This window comes from Hymenobacter metallilatus (assembly GCF_003944705.1).
GTDB classification, from domain to species: domain Bacteria; phylum Bacteroidota; class Bacteroidia; order Cytophagales; family Hymenobacteraceae; genus Hymenobacter; species Hymenobacter metallilatus.
The window spans coordinates 79,594-101,697 of the sequence record NZ_RWIS01000006.1 but is presented as its reverse complement, the minus strand read 5'-3'; the positions used below and the strand labels follow the sequence as shown (position 1 = coordinate 101,697).

Below are 22,104 nucleotides of genomic sequence, written 5' to 3'. Positions count from 1 at the left end.
TTTTTAATTAAAAATTGAGAATTAAAAATTAAAAGTTGAGCGGATGATTTTTCGGAATCATACCATCCGAAAGTCCATGAAAAATCAAAACAGCCGACGGACAGACAGCCATTTTTAATTTTTAATTCTCAATTTTTAATTGACTCATTTACCCCGCCCCTCAATAATAATCTTGAGCGTGTAGAGCAGCACCCGGAAGTCCATGGCCAGGCTCATGTTTTCGATGTATAGAATGTCGAACTTGAGGCGCTCAACCATCTGCTGCACGGTTTCGGCGTAGCCGTACTTCACCTGGCCGAGGCTGGTGAGGCCGGGCCGCACGCGGTGCAGGTGGCGGTAGTGAGGCGCAATCTGCACAATCTGGTCGATGAAAAAGCGGCGCTCCGGGCGTGGCCCCACAATGCTCATGTCGCCCCGGATAACGTTCCAGAACTGAGGTAGCTCATCGAGGCGCACCTTGCGCATGAAGCGGCCCCAGGGCGTGATACGCGGGTCATGGTCGGAGCTGAGGGCCGGGCCCTGCTGCTCGGCATCCGTGTACATGGACCGGAACTTGTAGATGCGAAACGGCTGCGCGTGCCGCCCGATGCGCTCCTGGGAGTAAAACACGGGCCCCGGCGAGGAGAGCTTCACCATGACAGCCGTGAAGGCGTACACGGGCCAGGCCAGCAGCAGAAACAGCACCGAGGCAACCACATCAATCAACCGCTTGAGCACCCGCTGCCACAGGGGCAGCAGATCCTGCTTGATTTCGATGAGGGGCGTGCCAAATACATGGCTTACCTTCACCGAGCCCAGCAGCATCTGGTAGAGGTCGGGCAGGATGCTGATGCGGGCCGGCGAGCCTTCCAGCAGCGTCAGGATTTCCTCAATTACGCGGTGCTCCGAGGGCTCAATGGCAATAATAACCTGCTCCACGTGCAAGGCCCGGATGAGGGCCGGCAGGCGCCGGAACGTGCCCCGGGCGGGTAGCTCGGCCGCCAGCTTGTCGTCTACGGTGTCGCCGAGGGGCGTGAAGCCCACCAGCCGCAGGCCCAGGTGGCGGCCGGTGCGGCGCAGCTCCTGGTAGGTATCGTGGGCCAGGGCCCCGGAGCCTACCAGCAGGGTATTGAAGGAGATGACGCCCCCGCGCACCAGGCGCTGCACGCTGCTTACGGCCCAGAGCCGCAGCACGGCCGTAATGCTGAAGTGCAGCAGGAAGTAGGCCGAAATGGTTTTGTAGTAGCTGTGATAGTTCTGCACGCCCTGGTCGTCGAGCAGCAGCACGAAGAAAATCAGGATGGCCCCCAGCAGCGAAACCCGGCCCAGGCGGATCAGCTCAGCCAGGCGCGACTTGCGGAAGATGTCATTGTACTCACCCAGCAGTGCGTATAAGCCCGTCCAAAAGGCGGCAATCATCAGGGCTGAGCCCGAAAGAAAGGCGGCGTCGGCGGCGAAATGATACTCCTCCGTTATTTCGCGCAGCAGGTATTTCCGCAGCAGAAAAAAACAAACCCACGCCAACAAGGCCGCTCCGAAGTCGGCAGCTATCAGCTTCAGTTTTTGGAGAGTACGGATCAAGAGCGAGAGAACTAACCGGCCGGGCCGGTACCAGGAGTGATTTTGTGGGGCAGGCACCGTAGTTTTGCGCCTTGGGCGGGCCCCCAAGCCCATCCGGGCCTTGTACCAGAAACAGCGCAAAGGTAGAAAAACCCCGCAATCCGGTGGTTTGACCCGGCGGCTTCCCGCAGCAGACTCATTTCATTCCCTTCCTCTCCCATGCACGCCGACACCTACCGCCACCGAGGAATGCGCCGCGCCCTGGTGGAAGAGCTGCGCCGCAAGGGCATCCGCGACGAGCGGGTGCTGGCAGCGGTGGGGCTGGTGCCGCGCCACTTATTTTTTGATGCCGCCTTCCAGCCCCACGCCTACCAGGACAAGGCGTTTCCGATTGGCGAAGGCCAAACGATTTCGCAGCCTTACACCGTGGCCTACCAGACCGAGCTGCTGCAGTTGCGGCCCACCGACCGGGTACTGGAAATTGGGACGGGCTCAGGCTACCAGTGCTGCGTACTGCTGGAGCTGACCCCGCACGTATTCAGCATTGAATACAACCAGGTGCTGTTTGCACGCACGGCCCGGCGGCTGGCCGATATGGGCCGCGCGCCCCACCTGTTTTGCGGAGATGGGTCGCTGGGCTTGCCCCAGCACGCACCCTTCGATAAGATACTGGTGACGGCCGGCGCGCCCGTGCTGCCCCGCCCCCTGCTGCGGCAGCTGCGGGTAGGCGGGGCCCTGATTATTCCGGTAGGCGACGAAACCAGCCAGCGGATGCTGCGGGTGGTGCGGGAGAGCGAAGAAGAATTTTCGCGGCAGGAGCTGGAGGAGTTCCGGTTTGTGCCCCTGCTGGGGCAGGCGGGCTGGGGCCAGGCCGGCTAGCTCCGACAGGGGGCCCGAAGCAGGCTTTTGTGGAACAGCAAAAAATCAGCGCCCAGCCGCCTGCACCGGGCGCTGGAGTTGTATCTTGCTGAGGCGTTGGGCACTGCTGCTGCGGTACTCAGGGTCAGCTCAGCCGCTTCGGCTTGTTATTTACCTCTGCATCTATGCTGAAAACACTACTCGTGCTGGCTACGCTGGCCGTGAGCCTGCTGCGCGGGCCCGCTGCGGAAGCGCAGCCCACTCTCCGCCCCACCCCCGACCCGCACCCGCTGCACCGCACCGGCTACCGTTGCGCCTTCGACAGCGCCCAGCAGGCTGAGTTTGCACGCAACCCCGCCGCAGAGCGGGAATATCGGGCTTTTATGCAGGCCGTGGGCAGCATGAGCAGCACCGACCGGGCCCGGCTGCTGGCCCAGCCCGATGTGACCGTGCCGGTAGTGGTGCACATTATCCATACCGGCGGGGCTAACAACATCACCGATGCCCAGGTACAGGATGCCATCCGGATTCTGAACCAAGATTTCAGCAAAACCAACCCGGATACGGCCGACGTCATCCGGGACTTTCAGCCGATTTATGCCAACGTGGGCTTCCGGTTCCGGCTGGCCCGGCTGGACCCCAACGGCAACTGCACCACCGGCATCACGCGCACTTATTCGGCGCAAACCTCCGTGGGCGACAATACGGTTAAGAACCTGATCCGCTGGGACCCGAGCCGTTACCTTAACATCTGGGTATCCGACAACGCCAATGGCGCGGGTGGCTATGCCTACCTGCCCTGCCCCAGCGCAACCCTGGATGGTATTGTGGTGCGGAATGCTCAGTTCGGGGGCGTGGGCCGCTCCTGTGGTTCCAACTTCTGCCGCCGTACCCTCACCCACGAAGTGGGACACTACTTTGGCCTGCCGCATACCTGGGGCAACTCCAACAGCGTGGGCCTGCCCAGCAACTGCAACATTGACGACGGCATTGCCGATACGCCCAATACCAGCGGCAGCAACCAGGACTGCAACCTGAATTATGCTCCCTGCGGTGTACTGGCCAACGTGCAGAACTACATGGACTATGCCAGCTGCTCGCGCATGTTTACCGAAGGCCAGAAAGCGGTGATGCGGGCTTCCCTTACCCGTACCTGCCGCAGCACTCTGGTATCGGCCACCAACCTACGGACTACCGGTACCAACGACGGCTACTCGGCCCCGGCCTGTGCCCCCATCATTGCCTTCCGCCCCTCGGTGCAGGCTGTTTGTGAGGGCAGCACGGTTACATTCACCGATTACTCCTATAATTTCACCTACAACGCGGCCACTACGCAGTACAGCTGGTCGTTTCCGGGGGGGCTGCCGGCTACCTCCACGGCCCGTACTCCCACCGTTACCTACCCCACGGCGGGCATCTACAGCGTCACGCTCACCATTACTACCCCCGATGGCAGCAGCAGCCAAACTCAACCAAACCTGATTCAGGTAGCGGGAGCGAGTGCCGGCCTGCAGGCCCCGGTGGCGGAGTCGTTCGAGAATGCCGGCTTCCCGGAGAATGAGGCGGCGCCCTCGCTGCGCAACTGGCTGATCAGTAGCTCCAACAATTCGTTCTACAAGTGGGAGCGGCAAACCGGTTCAGTGGCCAGCAATGGGGCGGCGTATCTGGTGGTGCGCACGCCCGTTATTGCCAGCGGTACCGTCAGCACCCTGATTTCCCCGAACATTAACCTGGCGGCCGTGCCGGCGGGCGTGCAGGTATTTTTCGACCGGGCCTATGGGGTGCGCTCGGGAGTTGAAACCGACCAGCTGCAGGTGGCCTACTCCATTAATTGCGGCAGTACCTGGGTGCCGCTCATCACCTACACCGCTGGTCAGCTGAACACCCAGGGCAACCAGCGCTTCGGCGGGTACGCCCCCGATTCGCTCAGCGACTGGCGGCTGCTGGCGGTGCCGCTGCCGGGCTCGGTGCAGGGCAGCCCCCGGTTACAGCTGCGTTTCCAGCTCACGAGCGGGGGTGGCAACAACTTCTACCTGGATAACGTGCGGGTAGGTACATCGGCCGTTACGGCTATCCGCCCCGCCGACCCGGCCCAGCACCAGATCAGCGTGGCTCCTAACCCCCTTACCGCGCAAACCACGGTGCAGTTTACGCTGGCCGCGGCGGCTACCGTGCAGCTGCGGGTGCTGGATGTACTGGGCCGGGAAGTACACCGCCTCTCGGAGCGGCGCTATGCCCCGGGCACATTTACCCTGCCCCTGGCGGGGGCGACGCAGCTTCCGGCCGGGGTATACGTGGTGCAGCTGATTGTCGGGCAGCAGCCCTACAGCCTGCGCGTAGTAGTGCCGGAGTAGCATAGTAAGACCGAAAAGCGAGAGGGTAGATTTCTGTTCCGGGCCTGACCCGCCGAACAGAAGTCTACCCTCTCACTTCTTTGTATGCCCTTCTCTCCTCTTGCTTCTCCATACCTGCTACCTTTGCCCCCTGTAATTTTTGACCCTTGCCTCAGCCCATGCTGCGTAAACAAAAGTCCGTGAAAGACTCCTTCGTGCGAATGACGGAGCTGGTTCTGCCCAACGATACCAACACCCTCAACAACCTGATGGGAGGCCGCATGATGCACCTGATGGATGTGTGCGCGGCTATTTCGGCCCAGCGCCACTCCAACCGTATTGTGGTAACCGCCTCCGTGGATAACGTCTCGTTTCGGGAGGGCATCAAGCTGGGCAGCGTGGTAACGCTGGAGTCGCAGGTGACGCGCTCCTTCAGCTCCAGCATGGAAGTGCACATTAACGTGTGGGCCGAAGACATTCCGAGCGGCACCAAAATCAAGAGCAACGAGGCCTTCCTCACCTTCGTGGCCGTGGATCAGTCGGGCCGGCCCATCGACGTGCCGGAGGCTACGCCCGAAACGCCTGAGGAAGTGGCCCTATATGATGGAGCCCTGCGGCGCCGCCAGCTGCGACTGGTGCTGGGCGGGCGCATGGCCCCCCACGAGGCCACTGAGCTCAAGGCGCTTTTTGGGGAGCTGGAGTAACCTTTAACCGGCTTATGGCGGCTTGCTGATGCGGAAGTACCACTGGTCTTACTCGCCTGGCTTCCGCCGCCCCTACTGCCACTTATTGCCAACTGCTGCTTTGGGCTAGATATGGATCCTGCTGCTAACCTCGCTTTCTTTCAGAACCTGTATGCCGGCGCGGCGCTCTACGTGGTAGCCGAGCCGGCTGCGGGCCCAACGGCTCCGTTGCCGGCCCCCAAACCAGTTGGGCCCGCAGCCGCGGCAGCTCCTGCGCTACCACCGGCATTAAATCCAGAACCCACTCCAGTACCAGCGCCCACACCCGTTGTAGCAGCCCCGCAGCCGCCCGCGCCAGCACCAGTTCAGCCGCCCGTGGCGGTTGCCCCGCCCGTGGCGGTTGCCCCGCCCGCAGCGGCGGCTCCTGCACCGGCCACTCAGCCACAATCCTCCCAGCCACAACTCGCTCAGCCACAACTCGCTCAGCCACTGGGCACGCGACCACTGGCTAACTTACCGGCCGCAGCCCAGGCGCCAGCCGGGCGGGTACAGCCCACACCTACCGAGTCGCCGGTGGCGCATATTCCGTTCAGTACGCTGGGCAGCAACCCGCATGGGCTGGTAATTCTGGTGCGCCTGCCGGCGGAGCAGTTCCGCAAGCTGCCCCGCAACGTATTCCTCAACAACCTGCTCAAGGCCCTGCGCCTGGTGATGGAAGACGTGGTGCTGGTGAACGTGGAGCACGAGAAATACCCCGTGGCCCTGTGCAGTCTGCGCCGCGAGCTGGCGGCCCGGCAGCTGCTGGCCTTCGGCAAAAACCTGCTCGACGTGGCCGTGTACACCACCCAGCCCTACGAGCCCGTGCTCCTCTACGGCGACACCGCCTTCCTCGGAGCCGGGGAAATTGATATGCTGGAGTACGACGCCGGCCGCAAAAAACAGCTCTGGCAGGCTGTACAGCGGATGTTTCTGGGGTGATTGTTAGTTGCGTAGAAAGTAAGTGTTACAAAAAAGCCCGCAAACAGCGGGCTTTTTTGTACGTCAGTCTGACAACTGTCAACCGATAACTCTATTTCAGCACCGACGCCAGCTTGGCTTCCAGAGCTTCGCCGCGCAGGTTTTTGCCGATGATGCGGCCCTGGGGGTCGAGCAGAATGGAAGCGGGAATGGACTTGATGCCGTAGGTCTGGCCGGCGGCCGACTCCCAGCCTTTCAGGTCCGAGACGTGCTTCCAGGTGAGGCCGTCGGCTTCAATGGCCTTAAGCCACTTGGCCCGGTCCTGGTCGAACGACACGCCGTAGATTTCGAAGCCTTTGCCTTTGTACTTGTTGTAGGCCTTTACCACGTTGGGGTTTTCGCGGCGGCAGGGGCCGCACCAGCTGGCCCAGAAGTCGATGAGCACGTACTTGCCGCGTAGGCTGGTAAGCGGCAGCGCCTTGCCATCGGGGGCAGTCAGGCTGATTTCGGGGGCCGTGGTGCCCAGGGCCGTGGCCCGCAACGGCTCCAGCCGGGCCACCAGCGCCTTGGTGTAGCGCGAGTTGGGCTGGCTAACTTTCAGCTGGGTAGCCACCGAGTCAGCCAAGGTGAAGTTGTCGTCGGGATTCAGCACGCTGCTCAGCACAAAGGCCGATACTACCGAATTAGGATTCTGGCGTACCAGCCGGGCCACCTCACGCTGGCCCTGGCTCTGCAGGGCCTCCGCCTGGCGCTGAATGGCCTGCATGGAATCCTGGCGGCCGGCCTGGGCGGCTTGGGTATAGCGCTGCTCCAGGCGAGGCATTACTTGCTGCATCTGCCGCTGGCTGCTTTCCAGCGTGCGGGTGATGGTTTTGAGCAGCTCCGAATCGGGAGAGCCTTTCACGGTGTAAGTAGTGGGCAGCTGGTTCGCGTCACCGGTCAGCTCGAGGCGGCTGCCGTTGCTGAGTACCACCAGGGCCTGGTTCTGATCGGAGGTTTTGACCTGGTACAGCCCCGCTTCGGGCAGGGAGCCGGTAAACTTGAACTGGCCTTTATCGTCGGTGGTGGCGGTATCCCGGGACACAAACTGCGTTTCGCCCAGTTCGGCCAGATACACTTTGGTACCGGCCGGGGCATTCTGGAGCTGGCCGCTGAGCTGGTAGCCCGCGCCATCGGTACCGCTGGTAGTGGGCGTGGTGTTCTTATTGCAGGCATTGGCCATGCCCAGCAGGGCACCCAAGTAAAGCAGGCTCTTCATTTTATGCATCATTCAGGAAAGCAAACCGGCAGAATAACCGGTGAGAAGTACAAGGACGAGGAAACGAGTCGCAAGTTGCCGATTTTGACTGGAATTGCGGCGCAGACCGTATCCCCCGAAGCTGGGCTCCGGGGTACTCGGCCTTACGGCAGCAGCTTGCGCAGACGCTTTTCCAGGGCCTCGCCCCGCAGGTTGCGTTCCAGCACGCGGCCGTCGGGGGCAATGAGCACGGTGGTGGGCACGGCCAGCACGCCGTAGAGCTGTGCTGCCGGCGAGTCCCAGCCCTTCAGATCCGACACCTGGGTCCAGGGCAGTTGGTCCTGGGTTACGGCTTTGCGCCATTTGCCCCCATCGGCATCCACGGATACGCTTACAATTTCCAGCCCTTTGCTTTGGTACTGCTGGTAGAGGCTCCGCAGGTGCGGGTTTTCGGCCCGGCAGGGCCCGCACCAGCTGGCCCAGAAATCAACCAGCACGTACTTGCCGCGTAGGCTGCTGAGCGTGAACGGCTGGCCCGCGGCCGTGGGCAGGGTGAAATCGGGGGCGGTTTCCCCACCTTTTTCAGTGAGGGCGGCGGTGGGCGTGCGGACGGCCAGGCTCTGGGTTTCGGCCAGGGCCGGTTGGCGCTGGGCCAGCACGGTGGTCATGGAATCGACAAACGCCTGCTGACTGGCCTGGCGGCTGAGGTAGCTTTTGGTGAGGTAGGCCGCCAGAAAGGTATCGGGGGTGCGGCGTACTAGGGCGCGTAGCTCCCGCAGCCCCTTGTTTTTGGCCGGCAGCTGGGCCATGCCAAACATCTGCGGGTAGATTTCCTGCTGAAACTGCTGCCACTGCTCCACGCCCACCGAGCCCTGGGCCTTAAAGCGCAGAAACTCCTTGTTAGGCTCCCGCTCCAGCGTAAAGCGGAGCTGGTCGCCGGGGTGCAGGGGTAACTGATACAACGCCTTCTGCCCGCTCACCTTCAGGGAGGCCAGAATGGGCGCTGCCAACTGCCCCCGCAGCTCGCAGCGCCCGGCTGCGTCCACCGTAGCCGAGTCCAGGGTGCGCCAGCTGTCCTGGTAATGAGTGAGGTAGATTTTGGTGCCAGGGGCTACGCCGGTGAGTTGGCCCAGCAGCGCGTACTCGGGCGGAGTGGCCCCCAAGCTCAGCAGCCAGGGCAATACAATAGTGAGCATGAAGAGAAATATAGTGGTTGGACAATACTGGCGCAAAGCTGCCGAATCCCGCGCACATATTCCCGGGCGGGCGGAGGCGCCCGTACCTGCTGCCCCGGCTCCGCCCCAGCCATCCGTATCCCGCCGCCCTCTAGTCTAGCGGAATGTATTCTGAAATCTTCTGGCCCAGGGCCCGGCCCCGCAGGTTGGTGGCCAGAATCCGGCCTTCCGGGTCGAGCAGGACGGTATAGGGAATGGCCCGCACCCCGTAGGCCCGGGCGGCGGCATTCTGCCAGCCCCGCAAATCCGACACGTGGTACCAGGTCAGCTCGTCGGCGGCAATAGTCTGGTGCCAGCGGGCCCGGCTGTCGTCCAGCGACACGCTCAGGATTTCCAGCCCGCGGCTGTGAAACTGCCCGTGAAGTTTGCGCAGGTTGGGACTTTCGGTCCGGCAGGGCCCGCACCACGAGGCCCAGAAGTCGAGCAGCACGTACTTGCCGCGCAGGCTGCTGAGCTTGAGGCGGGAGCCGTCGGCGGTGGGCAAATCAATTTCCGGAGCCAGAGCCGCCCGCGAAGGTATGGCTGCCGAAGCAGGCAGCGCCGAAGCCGCCGGACGCTGGCAGCCGCCCTCCCACAGCGGGAGAATGAGCAAAAAAAGATAGAAGCGCGTGATGGACATTATTGAATGATATTTTCAGCTTTTTCAGTTAGTCAGAGGCAGGAATACTTCGACTTCGCTCCGTCTCTGCTTGATGCGCAGAATGGGGACGCCAGATGAGCATGACGTTCTTACGACTTCCTAAGCAGCCCTACTGCGAAACCCTGCGCATACCACCACGCAACACTGCGAGAAGGGAATCAGAACGACGCAGTGCGTAAAATCCAGACCAAAGAAAAACCCTCCAGCCACAGGGCCAGAGGGTTTTGTAAGAAACCTGACGTTTCCTTAGCCGTCCAGGTGCTGGCGCAGGAGCTGGTTGGCCAGCTTGGGGTCGGCCTTGCCCCCGGTGAGCTTCATCAGCTCGCCCATGAACATACCGGTGAGGCTCTTTTTGCCGGCACGGTACTCAGCCACCTTGGCCGGGTTGGCATCGAGCACCTGCCGAATCATGGCTTCCAGCGCCCCGGCATCCGACTGCTGGAGCAGGCCCTGGGCCTCGGCGGCGGCGGCGGCGGTGTGCGTGGGGTTTTCCAGCAGGTACGGGAACAGCTGCTTGCTGGCCACCGAGTGCCCCACCTTGTTCTCGTCGATGAGGCCAATGATATCGGCCAGGTGCCGGGTGCTGAGCGGAAACTGCTCCAGCGTGAGGGCCCGCTCGTTGAGGTAGGCTTTCACGGGGCCGGTTACCCAGTTGGCGGCGGCTTTGGCGTTGGGCGTGAGGCGGGTCAGCTCATCGAAAAACAGGGCCACTTCCTTTTCGGCCGTGAGCACCGTGGCATCGTAATCGGAAAGGCCCAGCTCGCCGGTGAAGCGGGCATACAGCTGCTGCGGCAGGGCCGGCAGCTCGGCCTGCACCCGGTGCAGCCACTCGTCATCAATAACAACCGGGGGCAGATCGGGCTCCGGGAAATACCGGTAGTCGTTCATGGTTTCCTTGCTGCGCTGCCCGCTGGTGGTGCCCGTAGTGGCATCAAAGCCCCGGGTTTCGGAGTCGATTTCGCCCCCGGCCTCCAGAATGGCAATCTGCCGCTCAATCTCGTGCTCAATGGCCCGCTGCACGTTGCGGAAGGAGTTCATGTTCTTCACTTCCACCTTGGTCCCGAACTTGCCGGCGCCTTTCAGCATCACCGAAATGTTGGCGTCGCAGCGCAGGGAGCCTTCCTCCATGTTGCCGTCGCAGATGCCCAGGTACTCCACCAGCTTCTTGATTTCGGCCAGGTAGGCGTAGGCCTCCTCCGAGTTGCGGATGTCGGGCTCCGATACAATTTCGATGAGCGGCACCCCGGCCCGGTTCAAATCCACCAGGGTTTCGGTTTCGCCGGCCAGGTGCATGGATTTGCCCGCATCTTCCTCCATATGGATGCGGGTAATGCCGATTTTCCGGGTTTCCCCGTCGGCTAGCCGGATATCCACGTGGCCCTCGTAGCAGATGGGCGTTTTGTCCTGGGTAATCTGGTAGCCCTTGGGCAGGTCGGGGTAGAAGTAGTTCTTGCGCGCAAACAGGTTGTCGCGGCGGATGTGGCAGTTGGTAGCCAGGCCCATTTTCATGGCGTACTCCACGGCCGAGTAGTTCACGCGGGGCAGCGTGCCGGGGTGGCCCAGGGTAATGACGCTCAGGTTGTTGTTGGGCAGGGCGCCGTACTCGTTTTCATCGGCGGAGTACATTTTGCTGCGGGTGAGCAGCTGGGCGTGTACTTCGAGGCCGATAACGGGCTGGTATTTTGATTTGATGCTGTCGTCCATTGAATCACAGATTTCCGCGGATCAGGCGCGGATTACGCTGATTTTTCCGCAAGGTAGCGAGGATACGCAAGTTTCTAGGTGGTGGGCGGGCGCGTCAGGGCTGGGGCGGGGGCACAAAATCCACCGCCACGGTGTACACGGCCTCCACGGGGGCATCGTTAACCAGGGCGGGCAGCCAGGTATCGGGCAACCCGCGCACTACTCGCAGCGCCTCGGCGTCGAACTCCAGGCCCATGCTCTGTAGCACGGTGGCTTCTTGCAGGTGACCTTCCCCGGAAATAAGGCAGCGCACCAACACCTGGCCTTTCCGGCGCTGCCGAAGCGCGGCCGGGGGGTACTGCAGCCGCTGCTGAATAACGGCCGAAAGCCACTCCGGCCCTTGCGCAAACGCCGCCGGCCGGTTGAGGGGCTGCCGCAACACCACCCGGCAGGCGGCGCGACGACCATCGGGCAAAAAACACAGCTGCCCCCGGCTGTTACCCTGGTCGAACTGCTCCAGCTGCTGTAGCGTGCCATCGGGGTAGAAGGTCTGGCGCTGGCCGTGCAGCAGGTTGGCCACGTAGGTTTCGCGGCGTTGCAGGCGGCCATCGGGATACCAGAGCAGCGCCTCGCCCTGACGCCGGGTGGCGGCGGCATCGGCGTAACGGATGGTTTGCAGCAGAACGCGGGCGGGCGTGTACACCTGCTGCACGGCCCCGACGGGCTGGGCGGGATAGGTAAGCACCAGCTGTACGGCCCCCTGGCGGGTAGGCAGCCGCTGCTGCTGCGCGCCCACGTACACGGTATCGGGGACGGGCCGGCCCTGCGCCCCTGCTCGTAGCGGCACTCCGCTCAGCCCCAGTCCGCTCACTAGTCCAACCAGTAGTCTATTCACCATATATATCTGACTCACAATTTTTTACAACAATCTACTTAATGAAAAACGTGATGGGCATGGTGTAGAACACTGTTACCGCCCGGTGATTCTGAAAGCCGGGTCGCCACCGGATGCTGCTCATCTCCCGAAGAACCTGCGTGGCAGCCGCGTCGAGTGCTGGCGTCACGCCCTCCTTCACCCGAATTGTGGTTATCAGGCCGGTGGCCCCTACTACAAAATACATGACCACCCGCCCCTCCTCCCGGTTACGCAGCGACACAGCCGGGTACTTGGTAAACCGGGTTACATCCTGCAGCAGCCGTTCCTGCCCGCCCGGGTACACCGGCATGGCCTCCACGTAGGTGTACTGGCCGGCGGGCCAGCGGAAGGTGTAGTGGGTGCGCAGCTCGCGGCCCACCAGCAGCTTGTGCTCCAGCAGCTCCCCGTCGCCGAAAAACCGCTGGTACTCCACGCAGGCCTGGCCGTCGCGCACGTATTTTTCCAGCCGTATCGACTCCTGCCCCCAGGGCCAGTAGGTGATGCGCAGCAAGTAGGGCTGCCCGGCCACATCGAGGCCCTGCTGTACCCGCCGCGCCAGCCACTCCACGCCCTGGCGGTAGTAGCGGGTTTCCCGCAGCCGGGGGGTTATCTGCTCCTCCTCCACCCGGCGCCAGGCCCCGGCCGCCGATGGCAGCGTTTGGCCGAGGTGGTCCACGTAGCGCCCCGGTGCGGCAGCAGCTAGCGGGCGTCGGCGCCCGAACCAGGAAGTCAGCCCGGCAAGAATACCCGAAAAACGCATGACGGGAGGATAAAACAGAACGGAAGAAGGGCGCTACGCCCGCATCGGCTTCGTATGTACAAGGTAGCACCAGCCCACCCGTGCCGGCCGGCTGCTACCAGCTGACTAATCGTTGAATACCGGAATGTAGGTGGCCTGGAAGGTGTTTCCGGCCTGGTTGTAGGCCTGGGCCAGCTTCTGGTTCTGGGTGTTGTAGTAGCCAATGATGCCGTTGAACTTGTCGGCCTCCAGCTTGGTCAGGTCGTTTTTGCGGTCCAGCAGGGCCTTCATCTGGGCGGCCTGGTTGGCGGCAAAGGCGGCGTAGAACTTTACCAGGTTGCGGGCCGCGTCGCGGTACTGAGCATCCTTGCCGCGGAAGGGCTTGATGGCCGTCAGCTCGGCGGTGGCGGTTTGGGCATCGTCTACCAGCTGCAGGCGGGCGGCCTCGAAGGCGGCGGCATCCTGGGCTCCCAGGGCATCGGTGAGGCGGGCCGAGGCTTTTTCGATGCGGAACTGGGCCAGGTATACGCGGTGCTGGTAGCTGTTCACCTCCGACACCTGCCGCATGTACTGGGCCAGACGCTTGCCCTCGGGGTCTTCCGTAATGGTGAGCTTGTGGCGCCGGGCAAACCGGGCCTGGGCCGCATCCACCGAATCGTTGATGACCTGCATTTTGGCCTCCGCAACTTCCTGGAGCTTAAAATACTGCTCCATGTTCTCGACGGTAGCCGTGCGCGTGGCCGCCAGCATATCAACGGCCTTGTAGTCCTCGGAGTACACCCTCAGCAGCTGGTACAGGGCCTCGGTGGTCTGCTCCTTGAAGCCCTTGTCATCCTCAAATGCAGGCAGCTTGGCAATCTTGTTGAGCGACAACTCGGTTTGCTTGATCAGGTCCAGGCGCTTGGCGTCAATCTTCCGGGCGTTGTCGGAGTGGGCCGATTTGCTGATGTAGCGCAGGTTTTTTTTGAGCATGGCCCGCTGCTCACTCACAATGAAGTTGTTGTAGGCCCCCGGGTCAGTGAAGGTCTGGGCCCGGGCGGCCGTAGTGAGGCCCAGCAGCAGGCCGGCGGAGAGGATGAGAGTAGAAAGGCGCATAGAATAGGGTAAGAGGTGAAGAATTATTTGATGGCAAAGGTGAAAGGAATCAAATAACGGACATCTACAGGGTCACAGTTATCCAGCCGAATGTTCCATTTCGCACGGCGTATTGCATCCACGGCGGCGGCGCTTAAAATGGGAGAAGGAGATTCTACTATTTGTACATCTACCAGTTGTCCGGTTCGGCTTACCGTAAAGCCAACTTTCACAACCCCTTGTATTCCAAGCTTCAATGCCTTGCTTGGGAAATATACCGGCGCGCTTCTTCCCGTTGCTATTTCACTCGGACAAACATCCCGACGAGCCAGCGTGTCACAGTTGATTGGGCTTCCGGCGGCGTCAAAGCACTCTTCGGATTTCCTGCCTTGGTCGTCATACACATCGTGTCGGCGCAATTTGCCGTTTGGGTGATAGGCAAATCCTTCCCCTTGCCGACGACCATTACGATACTGCTCCCGCCGTTTTATGGTGCCGTCATTGTAATAAACTACCGTTTCTCCGTCGCGGCGGCGCAGTCGGAGGTTGGAGAAGGTGGCAGTTTCCCGAAGTTTCTGCGGTGCCCAATAGATGCGTTCCGTAGCGTTGATGCTATCCAGAAATTCGGTTTCAATAGCGTAGCTGGCACCTTTGGAAGAAGGCAGAGGCTGATGTTGCGTTGAATAGAACACAAAGCTTTTACGGTTCTCAGCCTGGGCGGAAACACCTTGCGGCGCTAGTATCCAACTTAGCAGCAACACACCTAAAGCAGCACTGTAGAGCATTGAGGCACAATAAAAAAGCAGTTTTTAGTCGGATAATTTAGCTGGTGTTCCAACTCGAATATCCGACTAAAAACTGCTTTTTCGCAACTCTTTCAGTTCCTATTTTATGCCAGCTTCTCGCCTACCAACATCTCAGCCTTACTGATAGCCGCGCCCAGACCGGCCGCATTTTTACCACCGGCCGTGGCGAAAAACGGCTGCCCGCCGCCCCCACCCTGGATTTCCTTGGCCAGCTCGCGCACCAGCGTGCTGGCGTTGAGCTTGCCGCCCTGGGCCAGCTCGTCGGCGAGCATCACGGCCAACTGGGGCTTGCCGTCAATTTCGGCCCCGAGCACGGCCACCAGGTTGGGCACGGCCTGGCGCAGGTTGAACGCCAGGGTTTTGAGCGCATCGGCCGAAGTAGCCTGCACCTGGGCCGCCAGGAAGTTGACGCCGTGCAGCGCCTTCACCTGACCAGCCAGCTGGTCTTTCTGCTGGTTGATGCTCTGCTGGGCAAACTGCTCCAGCTGCTTGCGCAGCGTGGCAATTTCCTCGGTCTGCTTCTCGATGCCGGGGAGTAGGTGCTGGGGGTTGCCCAGGGCCTCGCGTACCTGCGTCAGCAGGTCTAGCTGCTGGTCCACGTAGGCTTCGGCGGCCCCGGCCGTAACGGCCTCCAGGCGGCGCACCCCCGCCCCCACGGCCGATTCCGAGGTAATTTTGAAGTAGCCGATGCTGCCGGTGTTGGGCACGTGCAGGCCCCCGCACAGCTCCACCGAGTAGTCCCGGTCGAAGGTGATGACGCGCACAAAGTCGCCGTACTTTTCCCCGAACAGGGCCATAGCGCCCAGCGTTTTGGCTTCCTCAATGGGCACGTTGCGGCGCTCCTCCAGCGGAATCTGCTGGCGGATGCGCTGGTTCACGAGCTGCTCAATCTCGCGCAGCTGCTCGGTGGTTACTTTGGTGAAGTGGGAGAAGTCGAAGCGCAGGAGCTTGTCGTTCACCAACGAGCCTTTCTGCTGCACATGGCTGCCCAGCACCTGGCGCAGGGCGGCCTGCAACAGGTGGGTGGCCGAGTGGTTGTTGCGAATGAGGGCGCGCCGGGCGGCGTCGGGGCGGGCCAGAAACTCAGCCTCCAGGTCCTGGGGCAAATCCAGGGTGGTGTGGATGATGAGGTCGTTTTCCTTCTTGGTATCAATCACGCGCACCTTGCTCAGCGGCGACTCCAGGTAGCCCGTGTCGCCAATCTGTCCGCCCGATTCGGCGTAGAACGGCGTCTGGTCGAGCACCAGCTGGTACTCGGTTTTGCCCTTCTTGTCGATTTTGCGGTAGCGCAGCAGGCGGGCCGTGGCCTCGTCCTGGTCGTAGCCCACAAACACGTTGGGCGCGTCGTGCTCCGTTACCGTCACCCAGTCGCTCTGCTCGGTTTCCTGGGCGTTGCGGCTGCGGTTCTTCTGCTGCTCCAGCTCTTTCTTGAAGCCTTCCTCGTCCACCGTCAGGCCCTTTTCGCGGGCAATGAGGGCGGTGAGGTCCAGCGGGAAACCGAAGGTGTCGCTCAGTTCGAAAGCGGTTTTGCCGTCAATCACGCCGCCGTTCTGGCGGGTGGTTTCCTCCAGGGCGTCGAGGCGGCGCAGGCCGGTTTCCAGGGTTTTGAGGAAGGCAATTTCCTCCTCCTCAATCACACGCTGCACAAAGGCGGTCTGGGCTTTCAGCTCGGGGAAGATGCCGGCCATTTGGTCGGCCAGCACGGGCACCAGCTTGTACAGGAAGGGCTGCTTCTGGCCCAGTGAGGAAAACGCATAGCGCACGGCCCGGCGCAGAATCCGCCGAATCACGTAGCCGGCCTTCACGTTGCTCGGCAGCTGCCCATCGGCAATGGTGAAGGCAATGGTGCGGATGTGGTCGGCAATTACCCGGATGGCAATGTCCGTTTTTTGCTGGGTTGTTAGTTGCTGGTTGTTAGTTGTTAGTTCGCCTTGGTCGTCCTCACTGACAACTGACAACTGAGCACTGACAACTGAGCCCGTGTACTCCTTGCCTACCGCCTTGGCAATGAACTGGATAAGCGGCTGAAATACGTCGGTGTCGTAGTTCGACTTCACCCCCGACACGGCCATCATCAGGCGCTCGAAGCCCATGCCAGTGTCCACGCTCTGCTCGGGCAGCTTGATCAGGCTCTTATCGGCCAGGCGCTGGAACTCCATGAACACGTTGTTCCAGATTTCCACCACCTGCGGGTGGTCGGCGTTTACCAGCTCGCGGCCGGGCTTCTGGGCCCGCTCCTGCTCGGAGCGCAGGTCGATGTGGATTTCGGTGCAGGGGCCACAGGGGCCGGTGTCGCCCATCTCCCAGAAGTTGTCCTTCTTGTTGCCGGGCAGAATCCGGTCGTCGGTGGTGTACTGGCGCCAGAGGTCCTGGGTCTCGGTGTCGGCGGCGGTGCCGTCGGCCTGGTCGCCCTCGAAATAGGTCACGTACAAGCGGTCCTTTTCCAGCTTGTACACCTCGGTGAGCAACTCCCAGGCCCAGGCAATGGCGTCCTTCTTGAAGTAGTCGCCAAACGACCAGTTGCCCAGCATCTCGAACATGGTGTGGTGGTAGGTGTCGTAGCCTACCTCTTCCAAGTCGTTGTGCTTGCCCGATACGCGCAGGCACTTTTGGGTGTCGGCAATACGCTTATAGGGCGCAGGCTTGTTGCCCAGGAAATAGTCCTTGAACGGGGCCATGCCCGAGTTAATGAACAGCAGCGTGGGGTCGTCCTTCACTACAATGGGGGCCGAGGGCACGATGTGGTGGCCTTTGGAAGCGAAGAAGTCCAGGAATTGCTGGCGGACGTGCGATGCGGTGGGCAGTGACATGGCAGAATACGTGGCGGCGGGCACCGGAAATTGGCAGCCGCCGGGATTTTGGCTATTTTTCGCCCTTCCCCCGGGAAAGGCACTAGCGGCAAAGGTAGCCGACTCAGCCGGAAACCGAAACCGATAAGGCCTCCCCAACTGTCATTCCGAGCGGAGCCGAGGAATCTCGCGTGCTGAGGTTGCAGTAGCAACTCAGACGTCAGCCAAGCGAGATTTCTTGGCTCCGCTCGGAATGACGTGCTGTAGTATCTCCATTTTCTCCATCCCATGCCCTACAAAGACCGTGAAATCGAGAAGCAGTACTTCACCATTGGTGAAGTTGCAGCCCAATTCAACGTGGCTCCTTCGCTGATTCGCTTCTGGGAAACGGAGTTTGAGGAGCTACGCCCCCGCAAGAGCAAGAAGGGCAACCGCCTCTACACGCCCCAGGACATCGACGTGTTCCGCACCATCTACCACCTGGTAAAGGAGCGCGGCTACACTATTCCCGGGGCCCGCGACATGCTCAAGCAGAAAGGCCCCCAGCTCAAGGAGAAAATCGACGTAATTCAAAGCCTGGAGCGCATCCGCAAGTTTATGGTGACCATGAAAAAGGAGCTGGATGCTATTGGGAAGGCGCAGTAGCAAGGGTAGCTTAATCTGTCATCCTGAGCGGAGCGAAGGATCTTATTACATCAGCACGAATCGTTGTAACGTGACAAGGTCCTTCGCTCCGCTCAGGATGACAGACGCTATGCTCTCTATTCTTTTACGCATTATCGGATGACCATATCCTCTACCAACGACACCCTCCTCCACGAAGTCGCTCTAACGCTGTTTTCCGGCGTGGGGCCGCAGCTGACGCGGCAGCTGATGAGCTACGGCGGCTCGGCGCGGAACGTGCTGCACCTGCCGCCGGGCAAGCTGCTGAAGATTCCGGGCGTGGGGCCGGCCACAGTGAAGGTGCTCACAGGGCCGGAGCGCACCGCCGCACTGAAGCAGGCCGAGGCAGCGGTGCACAAGGCGGAGAAGGAAGGCGTGCAGCTGCTGTTTTACACCAGCAAGCAGTTTCCGGCCCGGCTCAAGCAGATTCCCGATGCCCCCGCCCTGCTCTACTACCAGGGCACCGCCGACCTCAATCAGCCCAAAACCCTGGCCCTGGTAGGCACCCGCCAGGCCACCGACTACGGCCGGGAGCAAACCGAGCGGCTCATTAAAGGCGTGGCCTCCCACCGCCCGCTCATCGTAAGTGGCCTGGCCTATGGCATTGATATTGCCGCCCACCGCGCTGCCTTGCAGGAAGGCCTGGAAACCGTGGGCGTCATGGCCACCGGCCTCGACGTCATCTACCCCCACGCCCACCGCAAAACCGCCGAGAAAATGCTCAGTCAGGGCGGTCTGCTCACGGAGTTTCCCTTTGGTACTCCGCCCGACAAGTATAACTTCCCCGCTCGGAATAGAATCATTGCCGGCCTTTCTGATGGCACCGTAGTAGTGGAAGCGGCCCGCAAAGGCGGCGCCCTCATTACGGCTGATTTGGCCCTGGACTACAACCGGGAGGTGCTGGCCGTGCCTGGCCCCCTGGGCTCGGTAGCCTCGGAAGGCTGCCACGACTTCATCAAAACCAGCCGGGCCGCATTGTACGCCGAGCCCGCCGACATCGAGCAGGCCCTGAACTGGGACCTGGCCCTGCACCTGCAAGGCAAACCCACGGCCCCCGCTGTGTATGATGCTGCTGAGTTTGCCGTGGAAGAGTTTCAGCTGATAACTGTGCTGCTTGGGGCTAACGGCCGGGAGGAGCACCTGGATAATCTGGCCTGGAAGGCACAGCTGCCGGTGCATACGGTAGCCTCGCTGCTGCTGGGGCTGGAGTTCCGGGGAGTAGTGAAGGCGCTGCCGGGCAAGCGGTTTGGGTTATTGTAACCCCGCCCGGTCGATTTATTTCTTCTGTTCCATGCTGCTCTACAACGGCCATTTACTTCCCGAAGCCGAATTTGCGCTGCCCCTGCCGAACCGGGGGCTATACTTCAACGACGGTTTTTTTGAGACGCTGGTGTGGTCCCATGACCAAATACGCTACGCCCCCCATCATCTGGCCCGGCTGCAACGCGCCGCAACGGCCCTAGGCCTGGAGCTTCCCGCGGCCCTGACTACGGAGGCGGCGCTGGCGGCCACCATAAGCCTCCTGGTTGCAACGGCGCCGCCCAGTGGTACGGGCTACCGCATCCGGTTGCAGCTCTGGCGCGGGGGCGGCGGCCTGTATAGTCCCGCTACCAACGCCGCTGAGTGGCTGATGACCCAGCAACCATTTCAGGCGGTGACCGGTACTATACGGCATAGCGCCTTGGCGGAGAGCGTGCATACCCAGGCCTCAGCGGTATCCTTCTGCAAAGGACCCAACGCGCTGCTGTACGTGCTGGCTGCCCAGGAACGGCAGCGTCGGCAGCTGGACGAGCTTATTTTGCTGTCGAAGGAAGGGTACGTGGCCGAAGCAGTGGCCGCTTCCGTTGCCTGGATCCGGGGCAATACTGTGTATACCCCGGATGTAGCGACGGGCTGCGTGGCCGGCGCCCGGCTGAGGCACCTGCAGGAAGCAGCCCGGCAGGCAGGTTTACACTGGCACACGGGCCTGTTTGGGCCCGAAGAGCTGCTGGCCGCCGAGGCTGTGTTTACAGCCAATATTGCCGGAATTCGGGCTATACTGCGGCTGAATGCCACCGATTTCGCCTCGGAGCATCATCCACTGCTTCTGCAGCTCCGTGCCCTGGAAAGCCACGACTTGCTCACGTAGCGTAAGTCTGGCAACCACAGGCTCAAGCTGGTATGAAGTAACGACCAGATGGTATACGCTTACTGAAAATCCGTCCAGGTAATCCGGCTTCGAAGTGCAAACCAGCTTTCGAAGAATTCAGTCAGGTCGGCTTCGGTTACGGCATTCTGCGCAAGTACCTGAGCCCGGTCCTGCCGCCCGGAATCCAAAGAGTATAACGCAATCCAGGCCCGGTGCCGCCGGCTTAACGGGGTGCATACAACAACTGCCATGGCTGTAGGTGTACAAGTAGTACCATACCACAGCTACGACGGCCCACAACCCATTGGATTTTAATCGGTTTACTGGATTTTTACTTTTCCCAAACTGGCAAAACCCCTTACTTTTCCAGCATCCCCCGCCGCACTTGCATCTTCACCCAACTCTCCTGATATTCCACTAAGTCCGACTCCGTCACATTGTTCTGCGCCAATACCTGGTTGCGGTGTGATGTGGCCATCTGTAGGGAATACAGAGCAATCCAGGCGCGGTGCTGGCGGGACAGCGTGGAGCAGGCAGAAATAGCAGTAGACATAGCAGTATCTGGTTTCTGCGGATATCTACGGGAAAAGTTCTATTACCGGATCAGCAATTTCTCAAAATGATTCCGATTTTTTTTATACAGAACTTTTCGGGAGCTGAACTATGCTAAGACTGGTATATGCATCGGACAACTACACTATAGTATCACCTCGGTAACAAATTACACTCAGAATATTGCTGATGCATAAAGGACGTGCAGGCAGATAGCGCGACATCATTCCACTCATTATCAACCTCTTAACATAGAGCACTTTCTATACAATCAGCAGTACATTTTTTGATCCTGCTCCTCTAATTGCAAGCCGTACCCTTACCCGGCATAACTAAGCTACCGAAGTGCTTTTCAGGAAAATACCTACTTACCCATCGAGCAATTACCGAAGGGATATATTATTCAACCTTACCATGTAACCCGCCTCCTATACTGCCACTGGCGCTTTAATAGCGGGCCAGGGGTTGTAGTTTTCCAGGGTGAAGTCCTCGTATTGGAAGGCGAAGATGTCCTGCACGGCGGGGTTCAGGCGCATGGCGGGCAGCGGGCGGGGCTCCCGGGTGAGCTGCAGGCGGGCCTGCTCCAGGTGGTTGCTGTAGAGGTGGGTGTCGCCGCCGGTCCAGATGAACTCGCCGGGCTCCAGGCCGGTTACCTGAGCCATCATGAGGGTGAGCAGGGCGTAGCTGGCAATGTTGAAGGGCACACCCAGGAACACGTCGGCGGAGCGCTGGTAGAGCTGGCAGCTGAGGCGGCCGTCGGCTACGTAGAACTGAAACAGGGCGTGGCAGGGCGTCAGGCGCATCAGCGGCAGCTCGGCCACGTTCCAGGCTGATACCACCATGCGGCGCGAATCGGGCTGGGTGCGCAGCAGGTGCACCATCTGGGCAATCTGGTCGATGCTCTGCCCATCGGGCGCGGCCCAGCTGCGCCACTGCTTGCCGTAGATAGGGCCCAGCTCGCCTTGCTCGTCGGCCCACTCCCGCCAAATGGTCACGCCCACGTCTTCCAGCGACTGGTTGCTGGTGTCGCCGCGCAGAAACCACAGCAGCTCGTGGATGATGCTTTTCAGGTGTACCTTCTTGGTGGTCACCAGCGGAAACCCCTCCTGCAGATTAAAGCGCATCTGATACCCGAACACCGACAGCGTCCCGGTGCCGGTGCGGTCGGTTTTCCGGGTGCCGTGTTCGAGGATATGCTGGAGCAGGGTGTGGTATTGGTGCATGAAGTGGTGTGCGCTTGGGCGTATAGCGGCGGAACCTGAAAGTGTCCTG

Annotated in this window: 19 protein-coding genes; 7 read left to right on the top strand and 12 right to left on the bottom strand. The window is 61.1% G+C overall.

Going from position 1 to position 22,104, the window contains the following annotated elements; translation table 11 throughout:
• Positions 1-144: 144 nt before the first annotated feature.
• Positions 145-1,560 (bottom strand): sugar transferase, encoded by a 1,416-nt coding sequence (locus EI290_RS10555; RefSeq protein WP_246008919.1) that lies wholly within the window; start codon positions 1,558-1,560, stop codon positions 145-147.
• A 198-nt stretch (positions 1,561-1,758) separates the two neighbouring features.
• Between EI290_RS10555 and EI290_RS10550 the strand changes: the two genes are divergently transcribed.
• The 4 genes from EI290_RS10550 (at position 1,759) to EI290_RS10535 (ending at position 6,391) form a co-directional block, all read left to right on the top strand.
• A complete protein-coding gene (locus tag EI290_RS10550) occupies positions 1,759-2,418 on the top strand; it encodes a protein-L-isoaspartate(D-aspartate) O-methyltransferase (protein ID WP_125429525.1) in 660 nt (219 codons plus the stop codon).
• 164 nt (positions 2,419-2,582) lie between these two features.
• Complete coding sequence (locus EI290_RS10545; protein ID WP_125429522.1) at positions 2,583-4,751, top strand: M43 family zinc metalloprotease; 2,169 nt, start codon at positions 2,583-2,585, stop codon at positions 4,749-4,751.
• Positions 4,752-4,909: 158 nt separating this feature from the next.
• The gene (locus EI290_RS10540; protein WP_125429520.1) at positions 4,910-5,434 is read left to right on the top strand and encodes an acyl-CoA thioesterase; all 525 of its coding nucleotides are present in this window, start codon (positions 4,910-4,912) and stop codon (positions 5,432-5,434) included.
• 111 nt (positions 5,435-5,545) lie between these two features.
• Complete coding sequence (locus EI290_RS10535; RefSeq protein WP_125429517.1) at positions 5,546-6,391, top strand: hypothetical protein; 846 nt, start codon at positions 5,546-5,548, stop codon at positions 6,389-6,391.
• Positions 6,392-6,482: 91 nt separating this feature from the next.
• Here EI290_RS10535 and EI290_RS10530 read toward each other — a convergent pair whose 3' ends face one another.
• The 9 genes from EI290_RS10530 to alaS form a co-directional block, all read right to left on the bottom strand.
• Positions 6,483-7,628, bottom strand: a complete 1,146-nt coding sequence (locus EI290_RS10530) for a TlpA disulfide reductase family protein (RefSeq protein WP_185816941.1) — start codon at positions 7,626-7,628, stop codon at positions 6,483-6,485.
• A gap of 143 nt (positions 7,629-7,771) precedes the next feature.
• Positions 7,772-8,803: a TlpA disulfide reductase family protein gene (locus EI290_RS10525; protein ID WP_125429511.1), complete on the bottom strand. Its 1,032-nt coding sequence runs from the start codon at positions 8,801-8,803 to the stop codon at positions 7,772-7,774.
• Positions 8,804-8,933: 130 nt separating this feature from the next.
• Positions 8,934-9,434, bottom strand: coding sequence for a peroxiredoxin family protein (locus tag EI290_RS10520; protein WP_185816940.1), 501 nt, complete (start codon positions 9,432-9,434; stop codon positions 8,934-8,936).
• Between the two features lie 294 nt (positions 9,435-9,728).
• Positions 9,729-11,186 carry an Asp-tRNA(Asn)/Glu-tRNA(Gln) amidotransferase subunit GatB gene (gene gatB / locus EI290_RS10515; RefSeq protein WP_125429506.1) on the bottom strand — a complete coding sequence of 486 codons (1,458 nt, stop codon included), beginning with the start codon at positions 11,184-11,186 and terminating at the stop codon, positions 9,729-9,731.
• Positions 11,187-11,280: 94 nt separating this feature from the next.
• Positions 11,281-12,063 carry an energy transducer TonB gene (locus EI290_RS10510; protein ID WP_125429503.1) on the bottom strand — a complete coding sequence of 261 codons (783 nt, stop codon included), beginning with the start codon at positions 12,061-12,063 and terminating at the stop codon, positions 11,281-11,283.
• Positions 12,064-12,094: 31 nt separating this feature from the next.
• Complete coding sequence (locus EI290_RS10505) at positions 12,095-12,841, bottom strand: energy transducer TonB (protein WP_125429501.1); 747 nt, start codon at positions 12,839-12,841, stop codon at positions 12,095-12,097.
• Positions 12,842-12,946: 105 nt separating this feature from the next.
• Positions 12,947-13,915, bottom strand: coding sequence for an LIC11966 family surface protein (locus tag EI290_RS10500; protein WP_125429498.1), 969 nt, complete (start codon positions 13,913-13,915; stop codon positions 12,947-12,949).
• Positions 13,916-13,938: 23 nt separating this feature from the next.
• Entirely contained in the window at positions 13,939-14,679 is a 741-nt protein-coding gene (locus EI290_RS10495) for an energy transducer TonB (protein WP_125429496.1), read from the bottom strand.
• 104 nt (positions 14,680-14,783) lie between these two features.
• On the bottom strand, positions 14,784-17,510 hold the full coding sequence (gene alaS / locus EI290_RS10490) for an alanine--tRNA ligase (RefSeq protein WP_125429493.1): 2,727 nt from the start codon (positions 17,508-17,510) through the stop codon (positions 14,784-14,786).
• 267 nt (positions 17,511-17,777) lie between these two features.
• On the opposite strand from alaS, the gene EI290_RS10485 reads away from it, so the two are divergent.
• The 3 genes from EI290_RS10485 (at position 17,778) to EI290_RS10475 (ending at position 20,280) form a co-directional block, all read left to right on the top strand.
• Complete coding sequence (locus tag EI290_RS10485) at positions 17,778-18,134, top strand: MerR family transcriptional regulator (protein ID WP_125429490.1); 357 nt, start codon at positions 17,778-17,780, stop codon at positions 18,132-18,134.
• A 138-nt stretch (positions 18,135-18,272) separates the two neighbouring features.
• Entirely contained in the window at positions 18,273-19,412 is a 1,140-nt protein-coding gene (dprA, locus tag EI290_RS10480; RefSeq protein ID WP_125429487.1) for a DNA-processing protein DprA, read from the top strand.
• Positions 19,413-19,443: 31 nt separating this feature from the next.
• Entirely contained in the window at positions 19,444-20,280 is an 837-nt protein-coding gene (locus EI290_RS10475) for an aminotransferase class IV (RefSeq protein WP_125429484.1), read from the top strand.
• A 358-nt stretch (positions 20,281-20,638) separates the two neighbouring features.
• Here EI290_RS10475 and EI290_RS10465 read toward each other — a convergent pair whose 3' ends face one another.
• Complete coding sequence (locus tag EI290_RS10465) at positions 20,639-20,833, bottom strand: hypothetical protein (protein WP_125429478.1); 195 nt, start codon at positions 20,831-20,833, stop codon at positions 20,639-20,641.
• Between the two features lie 427 nt (positions 20,834-21,260).
• Entirely contained in the window at positions 21,261-22,055 is a 795-nt protein-coding gene (locus EI290_RS10460) for a thymidylate synthase (protein ID WP_125429475.1), read from the bottom strand.
• Positions 22,056-22,104 lie beyond the last annotated feature (49 nt).